Source organism: Phorcysia thermohydrogeniphila (genome assembly GCF_004339575.1).
GTDB classification, from domain to species: Bacteria; Aquificota; Aquificia; order Desulfurobacteriales; family Desulfurobacteriaceae; genus Phorcysia; species Phorcysia thermohydrogeniphila.
This window is the reverse complement of the sequence record NZ_SMFV01000002.1, coordinates 290,943-302,219: the sequence shown is the minus strand read 5'-3', so window position 1 is coordinate 302,219 and position 11,277 is coordinate 290,943. Positions and strand designations below refer to the sequence as shown.

The following is an 11,277-nucleotide window of genomic DNA, read 5'->3' as shown; positions in this document are numbered from 1 at the left end:
GATTAAAACGGGAGGAAGCATGAAAAAACTGTCTGCTATTCTAATTTCCTCAGGAATGCTCCTATCTGCCTCCGCTTATGCCGGCGTTTGCGATATAAAACCGGAAGCTGAATCAAAAACCGATACACTCCCAGCCCGGTATCAGAAACTCAAAAAGGAGAATGAGGCCCTTAAAAGCGCGTTAAATAAATGCATGAAAGAGAAAGAAGCTATAAGAAAAGAAATTTCCTCCTTAGAATCTCAGCTTGCCAACCTTGAAAGAGAAAGAGCTCAGTTGACTAATAAGCTTGAATCTTACCCTTCAAAGTGGGAGCTCCTAATGAAAATTCGCGAACTTGAAGAGAAGCTTGGGAGGTAAAAGATGAAAAAAATATTAGCAGCTTTATCAATAGCACTTATAAGCGGAATTGCTACAGGCACAAACCAAGCTAACGCCACAGAAAACTACATCCTATATGCTCCAGACTTTGCATTCTACCCAGAAGCCCTCTTTAAGGCCTACAAGAAGGCAAAAGAGGAACATAAGGAACTTCTTGCAAAGCTTGAAAAGTGTAGAAAAGAGCTTGCCCTCCTGAGAGCAAAAGAAGAAGAGCTAAAGGAACGCTTTGGGGTTGTATCTTCTGAAGTTGACAAACTAAGGAGAGAGTTAGAAGAAAGAGAAAACCTCTTAAAGCGGTTACAAAGGCTTGAAGAAATCGCCCGTCAAAAGGTGGACAGGTGCAAGGAGCTCCTTGAAAAGTGGCAATCCCTTCCAAAGAGTTACGTAGTCAAGAAAGGGGACACTCTATGGGGAATAGCTTCAAAAGATTACATCTACGGAGACCCATGGCAGTGGCCTTTAATTTACAAAGCAAACAGGGACAAGATTAAGAATCCCCACCTTATCTTTCCCAAGCAGAAGCTCAAAATACCGAGAGATATCACTTGCGAAGATATAATAAAAGCCCGCAAGGAAGCTCTTAGGACCCCACCACCTCCCGGAGTAAAGCCTAAGAAAGTAGGGCCCGTAAAGGCTGAGGAGATACCAACAACCGCTACAGATTACTTCCTCTGCAAGAAGTGTAAGAAATAGAATGAGTTTTTCCTTTTAGTGCCGTCCGGACGATTCTCCGGGCGGTTCCTATCTCTATAGCTCTATTCTGTCCTTGCCTTTCTTCTTGGCTAAATAAAGTTTTTTATCCGCTATCTCAATTATACTGTTGAGAGAACTCAAATCTTTAACTTCTTCTGGGTAACCTGCGATACCAGCACTAAAGGTTACAGGCCTTCCTATGCCAAAGTCGTAACTCTTCAACCTTTCTTTAATCCTATTCACAACATACTTAGCATACTCTTTCTTACTGTTAGGAAAGATAATAAGTATCTCTTCTCCTCCGTAACGAATGGCAATATCCGACCTCCTTACGGAAGACTTAACAATCTTTCCAAGGGTTCTTAAAACCTCGTCCCCTTTCTTGTGACCGTAGGTATCATTTACCTGTTTAAAATTATCTATGTCAATCATCGCTACAGCTAACGGAAGTCCCTGTCTTTGGACCAAGTTAACTATTTTATCTACAAACTGTTCCAAGTAGTTCCTGTTATAAAGACCTGTCAAAGCATCAACTATAGCCTGCTCCTTTAACCTCTGGGTAAGCTCTACAACTCTTCCCATCAAGTTTATTATTAGGTTTCCTATCTTGCTGAACTCCAAGAAAGAAAACGAGTCAACAAATTTCTGGAGTTCCTTTTTATATTCCTGTGCTAAGTTCTCTCTCTTCAGAAACTCCTCCGTCCTCCTAATCATACTCTCCAAAAGACGGAAGTTTTCAGAAATACGAACAAGAATAGCCACAACAATCAAGGTTCCCACACCAAAGAGTAGAAACAGCAGTACCAAGTTCTTTAAAAACCAGTCCTTTAGAATAACCTCAACGTATTTTTTATCAAATAGAATGGCAAATACTCCCTCTTTTCGCGTATCCCTTAAAAGTTCTGAAGCTAACTCTTCATGAAATGGATAGCATACAAGAACCTTTCCATCAACTGAAATCATTTTTTCTTTTTCAACTTCGTGACACTTCCTAAAGAGAGGGAAGTAGTCCCCAGAAACACCTTCGGAATACAGGTATTCTTTCCCTCTAAAAAACAGATAGACCGCTTCAACGTCATTGATTCTATATTTAACGTTTTTCAAATTCTGATAAATAAGGTAATCATTGTAGTATATATCAGTTATATAACGAAGGCTTTTTCCCGCAAGTGCAGTTATGTAGAGGTAATTTTTATTGTAAATCTTGCCAACATCCCTTGTTGAAACGTAACTAAAGGCTACTATAGCCACTATAGAGAAAATGAAAATTACCGACGACCTTTTAAGGAGAAACCTCTTTAGCGATTCCATACTTTTACTCTTGCCGGACAGGGAATTATTCTCTCCTTAGGGTTCTCGTTAATTAGCTCCACAATTATATCCACGAGGTCGTTATAATCAACAGCATATATGAAGTTCACATCATACCTATCAAGATCAGGGAGACCAGAGATAAGGATTATCCCGCTGTTCTTACAGAACTTAACGAGGTTAAGCATGTTAACTATCCTCAAAACTACGGGGTCAGGGAAGACGTATACATAGCTATAGTCCTTTAGCTTAGGGTAAACAGTAGCAACGTCCCCAGAAAAAGGGACAAGGTCAAAAAGGTCCGGTGGCAGGTAGCGTTTGGCAAGTTTTACCATATCCTTACTAATAGGAACAGCAATTTTTTTCCTCTCAAGCCCTGTATAGGTAAAGAACTTTTCAGCAGTTCTCTTAGGTAATGGAAATATCCTAATGCCTATAAAGTTCTTCTTCTTTTCAAGCCTAAGAAGCTCAGGAAACATAACAAAGGTATAAATTACTCTGCCCTTTTCTCCCTCCTTTAAAGCCCTCACAACTGCTGGAGTGCCCAAAAGCACCTTTACATCACAGCTCTTTCTTGAGTAAGAAACCAAGGTGTACTTTCTCTTCAAAAGCTCCTCAAGACGCTCTCTGACGTAATTAGTGACCCTAATACCGTAGCTGTCAATAATACAAGCTCTAACCTCTTTAGCACTTGAAGCCAGCGGCAACAAAACAATAAAAACTAAAAGGAATACTCTAATCCAAGCCATAGATTTCTACCTTCATCTACCAATTTTGGCCAAGATGCCGGGTAATAAACGTTCCTGTCCAAAATGTTTCTCAGTTCAAGAGTAAGGGTAAGGTCTTTACGAAGATTCCAGCGCGAACTGAGGTTGAGCAGGTAGTATCCTCCAACATCATCTGAAATACGCGAGTAGAACTCTGTACAGACGTCAAGTTCTACGCCACTGCCAGTATACGTAACTCCCGTAACTCCTTTCCAAGAGGGAAACTGAAAGTAATCCTTTTCAACACTACCTGAGTATGAGAACCTTCTGCCGACATCAAAGTAGACTTCATAGCGATTAAAGAGAGATTTCTTGAGAGTAAGGAGCATACCTCTTACCTTTACAGAGCCGTCAGCATTGGTCCAACGTTTTTGAATATCGTTTACAGTCTCTTTGTAAATCAGGTCACTAATCCAGTTAAAGTAGAAAAGCAGCTTAAGCTGCGTTGTATCCCCTGTGTACTCAAGGGCAGGCATTACAGAATCCACTTTCTCAAATTTCAAATCTCTGTTACCGAGCAACACCGGGTTGTTCTTGATGTACATCTCTTCAAAGGAAGGAACCCTTGCGGCTCTACCAAGGTTGAGCTTAAAGCTCAAATTATCGTTAAACTTATAGAGGGCCGAAAGAGAGTAAGAAAGGGCGTTACCTACATCTGTTGCTCTGTCTACTCTTACGTTGAAAAGAAAGCTGTAGTTATCCTCCGCTAAAAGGTACTGAAAGTAAGGGGAAAGCGTAACTCTCGTAACTTCGTCTATTAGATTTTCGGATGCTGGAAGAGTGCTATAAGGAACTTTCTCAACATCCTCAAAGCTCAAAAAAAGCGTTGAAGAAAGCAGAAAGTTAGCATCTATAGTCGTTTTATAGAGCTCCGCAACGCTTAAATCAAATCCTCCAGAAAACTTTCCATAGTCAGAGGTATAACTCGCAAATAAGGAGAGTCCCGGATTTTTTACGTACCTCTTTTCAACAGCGTAAAGGCCGTCAGGGGCAAAGTAATTACTACAGATAGAAACGGTTGATGGACATAGGTTGTATCCCCTTTTGAGGTAGAACCAGTTAAAGTAAGCGTGGAAATCAAAGAAAAAGGCATCTTTGTTCCTCTTAAAGCCAAACTGGTTAAAGTAAGCAGTTCTATCGGTAAACGAATGCTCACCGTTAACTATAAATCCTGAAATGGAAAGTGGGAAAGAATCGTCCCTGTTTACTCCGTAAGATTTAAAGTAGAAACCGCTCTCGTGGTTGAGCTTCAAGTAGTAGGTAAAGTGCTTACTGAATAGAGAGATATTCCTCGTAGTACCTATCCAATCCGTATACCCTTCATGAGGTCCCTTATCTTCTCTGTAAACAAAAGAGTAAATGCCCTCAAAACCACCCTTTTTAAAGGAACCGACCAGATAACTATCACTTGAACCAGAGGTACTCAGGGAAGTTCCTACCTTAACGTCAATATCCTCCGGAGAGTAAGTTATGAGGTTAACAACGGCCAAAGAAGCGTTAAAACCGTAAAGGGAGGTCATAGGGCCGTAGATTATCTCAACCCTCTTTACGTTATCAAGGGATATGTTGTTGTTCGTGCTAAACGAGGAACCGTTTGACGGGTCTGCTAGAGGGATACCGTCTATTAGAACCTGAACTTTTTCGGAAAAGTAACTCTGTCTAAGGCCTAAAGCTCCAACGGCGTTTAGGTAGAAGTCGCTCTTTCTAACGTAGAACTCAGGTAGGTGTCTAAAGAGGTCAAAGAGATTCTTAGCTCCCCACCTGTCTATCTGCTCCCTCGTTATTACCCTCATATAACGAGGTACAGAAGAGTAAAGGATTACCTCCTTTGTGGCTGAAATTATCTGGAGCTCCTTCTCTACAAGGTAGTAAGAAAAAGGAAAGGTCTGCTCCGTTTGAGCGTTAACAAAAGGAGGGAAGAGGAAGAAAAGCAGAAGGATATTTCCTCCCTTTTTAAGAACTTCCCTTAAGAACCCTGAAAAGGTTATTTGCGAGTATCTCCAACTCTTCATCAAATACTGTCCTCATGTCAAGGAGATACCTCTCATCTTTAATTCTACCAATTACTGGAACCTCGCAGCTCCTTAGTCTACAGTCAAGTTCGCCGACCGAAAGAGAGAGAGGTTTTACGGCGACGCAGTAAGTAGGTAGCCTTTGCAAGGGCAGAGCTCCTCCTCCCACCTCAGATTCATCCTCAACTACTTCCAGCAGGGCTTTATCCAGCAAACGAGGTTTAAGAAGCTCCACAAGTTTCTCTGCCCTTTCCCTTATGACGGCTGGAGACTGTGAGAGTAACCTCCAAGTCGGTATCTCTTTAAGGGCCTTCTCTTCATCCAAGTAGTAAACTAAAGTGGCCTCAAGGACGGCCAAAGTCATTTTGTCAATCCTGAGAGCTCTGTTAAGGGGATGCTTCTTTATTTTTTCAATAAACTCCTTCTTGCCGAGAATTATCCCCGCCTGAGCTCCGCCTAAGAGTTTATCCCCGCTAAAGGAAACGACATCAACTCCGCTCTTTAAGACATCCTGAACTGTAGGCTCGTAGGAAAGTCCCAGTTTCCTCACATCTATAAAGCTACCGCTTCCAAGGTCCTCGTAAACAGGAATACCGTAGCGCCTACCGAGCTCAACAAGCTCCTCAGTTGAAACGGACTCTGTAAAGCCAAGAATTTTGTAGTTGCTCGTGTGAACTTTAAGGAGAAGTCCCGTGTTCTCGTTTATGGCGCTCTCGTAATCCCTCAGGTGAGTTTTGTTCGTCGTTCCTACCTCTTTAAGGATTGCACCGCTTTGCGCCATAACGTCAGGAATCCTGAAAGAGCCTCCTATCTCTATCAGCTCACCCCTTGAAACGATAACCTCTTTACCCTTTGCAAGGGCAGAAAGAACGAGCAAAACAGCACCGGCGTTGTTGTTAACGACACAGACGTCCTCTGCACCTGTAAGTTCTTTGAGTATCCACTCAAGGTTTCTATACCTGAGGCCTCTTTTCCCCTTCTCAAGGTCGTACTCAAGGTTTGAGTAGCCGGTTATTATCTCTTTAAGGTGCTCTGCAACTCTTTCTGATATTGGAGCTCTACCAAGGTTTGTGTGAAGAACAACGCCAGTGGCGTTTATTACCCTATGGAGCTTAGGTCTTAAGAGCTTTTTAAGCTCTGACTTTATCTCTTCCCTTATCCTGTCTACGTCAACCTCCTGAACCTTACCGGCAGCTATTCCAGCCCTTAAATCCTCAAGGACATCTCTTACCGCCTTAACAAGGAGAGGACGGGGTGAATCTCCAAGTACTTCAAGAAGTTCTTTATCGCTTAGGAAAACGTCAACTTTTGGAATCTGCCTGAAAAGTTCCTTTTTCAACTTAGCCCCCTCAAGAAAGAGGCAACGCTAAGGAGGGAGAGCTCTGCCACGAGCTTTGGGAAAATACCAAGAACTAAAATAGACAAGCTCGTAAAACCGACAACTACGTAATCCGTAGAGCTAAAGGAAACTTCCAGTTCAGAACCTTCTTTCATGAAAACGTAGACAAGCGGCTTAAGGTAAATGTAAAGGGAAAGCAGGCTTGATAGAAGGACTGCTAAAGCTGTTAGAACAAACCCTTCCCTTACGAGAGCGAGGAGGACGTAAAACTTTGCCCAAAAGCCGGCAAAGGGAGGAATACCTGCAAGTGACATGAAAATAACGACAACGCAGAAAGAGAGGAAAGGACTTTTCTTTAAAAGACCCTTCCAGTCCTGAACGTCCTCACCTTTAAACCCGCGAGATGTAAGTAGCGAGACTATTCCAAAGGCAGCAACAGTCATAAAGACGTAAACGAAAAGGTAGAAAAGAACTGTAAAAGAGGCTAAAGCCGGAACGGTAACGAAGGCTGCGAGGACTACGCCGGTATGGGAAATCGCAGAGTAAGCCAACATTCTCTTGACGTTATCCTGATTCAAGGCCATAAGAGCCCCGGCAAACATAGTAACGACCGCAACAGCTAAAACTGCCAGTGTCCACTCGGTAGCTATACTGGAAAAGAGAGGAAGGAACAGCCTTAAGAAGGCTACGAAGGCAGCGAGCTTCACAGCAGCGCTCATAAATGCAGTAACCGGCGCCGCAGAACCTTGGTAAACGTCGGGAACCCAGCCGTGAAAGGGAACAGCTCCCGTCTTAAAGAGGAAGGCCACAGCAACAAGGATAACAGAGAGTAGAAGGGCCGGCGTTATTTCAGCTTCGTTAACTACATCAGAAACTCCCGAGTAGAGAGTTGTTCCGCTCAGGCCGTAGAGCACAGCAAGGCCATAAACAAGAACTGCAGCACCGACAGAGCCCATTATGAAGTACTTAAGACCAGCCTCTAAACTTCTCTCTTCACCCTTAAACAGAGCAATTAAGATGTAAACCGATATAGACATAACTTCTAAGGAAACAAAGAGCGTTGAAAACTCGTTGGCTTCAACTAAAAGCATCCCCCCTAAAACGGCAAAAAGAAGTGTGTAGTAGTACTCTCCCTTGTGCTTTAAAGGAAACTTTTCAATGTAACTGTAGCTCATGAGAACCGAAAATAGGCCACACAGAAGGATAAACACCTGAGAGATAACGACCATTGCGTCTTTCTTAACAAAGCCGTTAAAGGCGCGTTGCGGCTCAAGAGTAACTGTAGAGGCAACAAGGAACATCGTAACTGCAATAACCACAAAGGAAACAGCAGCAAACAGCCCGTTTTTTCGCCTGTCGGGGACCACAAGGTCAACGAGTAACATAATCAGAGCAGAAACAAGCAAAAAACCTTCCGGAAGTAAAAGGTTCGGATTCAGCTCCATCCTACACTCCGGCAACTTTTAAGATTTCAGAAACGTAGCTGTGGAAAAAGCCCATTATCACCTCAGGGAAAAATCCCCACCAGACAACAAGAACAGCAATAAATGCCAGAGTAGCAAGCTCCCTCAAGTCAAGGTCTGAAAACTTGCTAACCTTAGGTTTCAGGAAGAAAACGTTCCTGTACATGTAGAGCATGTAGGCAGCTCCGAAAATCACCCCAAGAGCCATTAGAATGCCAGCCCATTTAGCAGCTTTAAAGCCACCGAGAATCGTGAGAAACTCACCTATAAAGGAACTGGTACCCGGTAGTCCAACGGAGGCCATAGTAAAGACCATCGCAAGCGTTGCAAGCTTTGGAGCGAACTCCGAAAGTCCACCCATCTGCGTAATATTCCTCGTATGGAGCCTTTCATAGATAACGCCAACTACAAAAAAGAGGGCAGCGCTCACCAAGCCGTGGTTTAGCATCTGGAAAATAGCCCCTTCTATCCCTTGAACGTTTAGTGAGAACATACCTATCATCACAAATCCCATATGGGAAACGGAGCTATAAGCAACTATCTTTTTCACGTCTTCCTGAACGAGAGCTACAAGGGCTGTATAAATTATGGCGATAACTCCCAAGACGAAAACCACCGGAGCGTAGAGTTTAAAGGCATCGGGAAAGAGGGGAAGTGAGAACCTTAAGAATCCGTAAGTTCCCATTTTCAGTAAAACGCCCGCAAGAATAACACTTCCGGGAGTTGGAGCTTCAACGTGGGCATCGGGAAGCCAAGTGTGGAAGGGCCACACAGGGACTTTCACTGCAAAGGCAATGAAGAAGGCCCAGAAGAGCCACTTCTGAACCTCTAAAGGAAGTTTTAGCTTTGTAAGCTCAGTAATGTCAAAGGTATAGTTTCCGGTGGTACTACCGTAAAGGATGACAAGAACAACCATTCCAACTAAAAGGAAAATGCTACCGGCAAAGGTGTAGATGAAGAACTTTAAAGCCGAGTATATCCTCCTTTCCCCTCCCCAAATGCCGATTATGAGGGCCATAGGGATGAGCATTGCCTCCCAGAAGATGTAAAAGAGGAGAAGGTCAAGGGAAATAAAGACACCCACCATAGCCGTTTCAAGTAGAAGGAGAAGGGCGTAAAAGAGTTTCTTCCTTTCTTTGATGTAGTTCCAAGCAGAAGGAACTGCTATGAACGTAATGAGGGTCGTCATAAAGAGCATCACAAGACTTAGGCCGTCAACTCCCACCTTGTACATTACGGAAATGTCCGGAACCCAGCTGCCGTAGTCAACGAACTGGAAACCGCTCCTTGAAGGGTCAAAGTTAAACATAACGTAAAGGGTTAGAAGGAGCTCCACCCCAGTAAAGAAAAGGGCAATCCACTTTACCCTCTCTTCATTCCTACAGAAAGCAACCAGTAAAGCCCCCAAAAGTGGAATCAGCAAAATAGCACTCAGCATCCACACACCCCTTAGTAGAGCCAGATAATTACTGCAAAGAGAATCATTCCAATAACCATGTAGGCAACGTAGGTGTTAACGACTCCAGTCTGAGTGAGCCTTAAGAGCTCTCCCGACCACTTCGCTGTGGCCGCAAGGCCGTTAACGACCCCGTCAATCACATACTTGTCAGTAAGAGCCAAGGCTTTACCGGTAACAAAGCCAACGCCCCTTACAAAGAGGAAATCATACACCTCGTCAAAGTAGTACTTGTTGTAAACGAGCCTATAGAGAGGCCCGAAAAGGGTTGCAATTTTCTCCGGAGAAGCTTTTCTCCACAAGTAGATGTAAGCCGCAACAAAAATTCCAAGGAGAGAAAGACCAATAGAAGTAAGAACTAAGAAAACCTCCACCGAGTGGGAAAGCTCAAAGGAAACGTTCGGAACGGAATTCCCAACGAAGTGGACGAACCAACCCTCAAGGAAACCTGCAAAGAGTGAAAGAACCGCAAGAACCAAAAGAGGTACCGTCATAACGGGAGGTGATTCATGAAGGTGCTTCCTCACCTCATCGCCAAACCTTTCTTCTCCAAAGAAGACGAGAAAAATCAGCCTTCCCATGTAGAGGGAGGTGAGAAAGGTACCGGCCGTTAAGAAGAACCAGAAGGCCAAGTGGCCCTCTCCAAAGGCGGAAGTTATTATCTTGTCTTTACTGAAAAATCCAGCAAGGGGAGGAATACCAGAAAGGGCTAAAGCTCCAACAATGAAAGTAACAGCAGTCACCTTCATGTATTTATAAAGTCCTCCCATCTTCCTTATATCCTGCTCCCCTCCCATAGCGTGGATAACGCTACCGGAACCTAAAAAGAGAAGTGCCTTGAAAAAGGCGTGGGTAAAGAGGTGGAACATTGCGTAGACGTATGCCCCAACCCCAAGGGCTGCAAACATATACCCAAGCTGGGAAAGAGTTGAATAGGCAAGAACTCTCTTTATGTCAAACTGGGTAAGACCTATGGTTGCCGCTCCAAAGGCGGTTATAACGCCGATAACCCCAACGACTGTAAGAACTTGAGAGGCCTCATAAATTGGTGCACACCTTGCAACCATAAAAACTCCGGCAGCAACCATAGTTGCGGCGTGAATTAGGGCAGAGATTGGCGTAGGACCTTCCATTGCGTCTGGAAGCCAAGTGTGAAGGGGAAACTGAGCGGACTTTCCAACAGCTCCGCCAAGGAGGAGAAGGGCAATGATTGAGAGCTCCTTAACCGAAACTTCCGGAACTTTGCTAAATACATCGTGAAAATCCAGAGAGCCAAACACCCAGAAGACAGACACTACTCCCAGTATAAACAGGAAATCTCCCACCCTGTTCATCAGGAAGGCCTTAACGGCAGCGTCGGCGGCACTCTTTTTCTTGTACCAAAAACCTATTAAGAGGTAAGAAGATAGTCCTACAGCCTCCCATCCAAAGAACAGCTGGAGGAAGTTGGGGGACAGCACCAGAACGAGCATTGAAAAAGTAAAAAGCCCAAGGTAAGCAAAGAAGCGGTCGTAACCGGGGTCTTCGTGCATGTAGCCGACGGAGTAAACGTGGACGAGGAACGAGACTAAAGTTACAACAACGAGCATAACTGCCGTTAGGGAGTCAACGTAGCCTCCAAAGGAGGCGGAAAGTCCACCGGAAATGAGCCAGCTAAACCAGACTTCCGAGATTACCTCTCCACCCGTTACCTTAAAGAGAACGTAAAAGGAAAGGAGCATAGAAGCTCCAACCGCTGTAACGCCAACGTAGTGAGAGCGATTGCGAAAACCACTAAGGCCAAAGAGTGACCCACATATGCCGTTTACTAAGAAGGCAACCAGCGGCAGAAAAGCTATAAGGAAAGTAAGTCCCATC

Annotated in this window: 9 protein-coding genes; 2 read left to right on the top strand and 7 right to left on the bottom strand. The window is 44.1% G+C overall.

The genetic code is table 11. The features are described from left to right. The first annotated feature begins 19 nt into the window (after positions 1-19). Together CLV27_RS04170 and CLV27_RS04165 are read left to right on the top strand one after the other, a co-directional pair. Positions 20-358: a hypothetical protein gene (locus CLV27_RS04170; RefSeq protein WP_132526120.1), complete on the top strand. Its 339-nt coding sequence runs from the start codon at positions 20-22 to the stop codon at positions 356-358. 3 nt (positions 359-361) lie between these two features. Continuing rightward, on the top strand, positions 362-1,072 hold the full coding sequence (locus CLV27_RS04165; RefSeq protein WP_132526118.1) for a LysM peptidoglycan-binding domain-containing protein: 711 nt from the start codon (positions 362-364) through the stop codon (positions 1,070-1,072). Between the two features lie 54 nt (positions 1,073-1,126). On the opposite strand, the gene CLV27_RS04160 is transcribed toward CLV27_RS04165, so the two are convergent. From CLV27_RS04160 to nuoL, 7 genes are read right to left on the bottom strand one after another with little or no spacing between them, the layout of a single operon-like run. Next, positions 1,127-2,383 carry a GGDEF domain-containing protein gene (locus CLV27_RS04160; protein ID WP_132526116.1) on the bottom strand — a complete coding sequence of 419 codons (1,257 nt, stop codon included), beginning with the start codon at positions 2,381-2,383 and terminating at the stop codon, positions 1,127-1,129. Beyond that, the gene (locus CLV27_RS04155; RefSeq protein ID WP_132526114.1) at positions 2,371-3,132 is read right to left on the bottom strand and encodes a hypothetical protein; all 762 of its coding nucleotides are present in this window, start codon (positions 3,130-3,132) and stop codon (positions 2,371-2,373) included. The genes CLV27_RS04160 and CLV27_RS04155 overlap by 13 nt, the downstream gene beginning before the upstream one ends. Beyond that, positions 3,105-5,162, bottom strand: a complete 2,058-nt coding sequence (locus CLV27_RS04150; protein ID WP_132526112.1) for a TonB-dependent receptor plug domain-containing protein — start codon at positions 5,160-5,162, stop codon at positions 3,105-3,107. The genes CLV27_RS04155 and CLV27_RS04150 overlap by 28 nt, the downstream gene beginning before the upstream one ends. Beyond that, positions 5,104-6,501: an L-seryl-tRNA(Sec) selenium transferase gene (gene selA, locus CLV27_RS04145; RefSeq protein WP_132526110.1), complete on the bottom strand. Its 1,398-nt coding sequence runs from the start codon at positions 6,499-6,501 to the stop codon at positions 5,104-5,106. Before selA ends, CLV27_RS04150 begins: the two co-directional genes overlap by 59 nt. Then, the gene (locus tag CLV27_RS04140) at positions 6,498-7,946 is read right to left on the bottom strand and encodes an NADH-quinone oxidoreductase subunit N (protein ID WP_132526108.1); all 1,449 of its coding nucleotides are present in this window, start codon (positions 7,944-7,946) and stop codon (positions 6,498-6,500) included. The genes selA and CLV27_RS04140 overlap by 4 nt, the downstream gene beginning before the upstream one ends. Before the next feature lies 1 nt (position 7,947). Beyond that, positions 7,948-9,402, bottom strand: a complete 1,455-nt coding sequence (locus CLV27_RS04135; RefSeq protein WP_132526106.1) for an NADH-quinone oxidoreductase subunit M — start codon at positions 9,400-9,402, stop codon at positions 7,948-7,950. An 11-nt stretch (positions 9,403-9,413) separates the two neighbouring features. Further along, entirely contained in the window at positions 9,414-11,276 is a 1,863-nt protein-coding gene (gene nuoL, locus CLV27_RS04130; RefSeq protein WP_132526103.1) for an NADH-quinone oxidoreductase subunit L, read from the bottom strand. Position 11,277 lies beyond the last annotated feature (1 nt).

What these genes read in the sequence shown, in the direction of transcription:
- CLV27_RS04155 (WP_132526114.1), bottom strand. Translation starts at nt 3,132, where the DNA reads ATGGCTTGGATTAGAGTATTCCTTTTAGTTTTTATTGTTTTGTTGCCG.
- nuoL (WP_132526103.1), bottom strand. Translation starts at nt 11,276, where the DNA reads ATGGGACTTACTTTCCTTATAGCTTTTCTGCCGCTGGTTGCCTTCTTA.
- CLV27_RS04140 (WP_132526108.1), bottom strand. Translation starts at nt 7,946, where the DNA reads ATGGAGCTGAATCCGAACCTTTTACTTCCGGAAGGTTTTTTGCTTGTT.
- CLV27_RS04150 (WP_132526112.1), bottom strand. Translation starts at nt 5,162, where the DNA reads ATGAAGAGTTGGAGATACTCGCAAATAACCTTTTCAGGGTTCTTAAGG.
- CLV27_RS04135 (WP_132526106.1), bottom strand. Translation starts at nt 9,402, where the DNA reads ATGCTGAGTGCTATTTTGCTGATTCCACTTTTGGGGGCTTTACTGGTT.
- CLV27_RS04170 (WP_132526120.1), top strand. Translation starts at nt 20, where the DNA reads ATGAAAAAACTGTCTGCTATTCTAATTTCCTCAGGAATGCTCCTATCT.
- CLV27_RS04160 (WP_132526116.1), bottom strand. Translation starts at nt 2,383, where the DNA reads ATGGAATCGCTAAAGAGGTTTCTCCTTAAAAGGTCGTCGGTAATTTTC.
- CLV27_RS04165 (WP_132526118.1), top strand. Translation starts at nt 362, where the DNA reads ATGAAAAAAATATTAGCAGCTTTATCAATAGCACTTATAAGCGGAATT.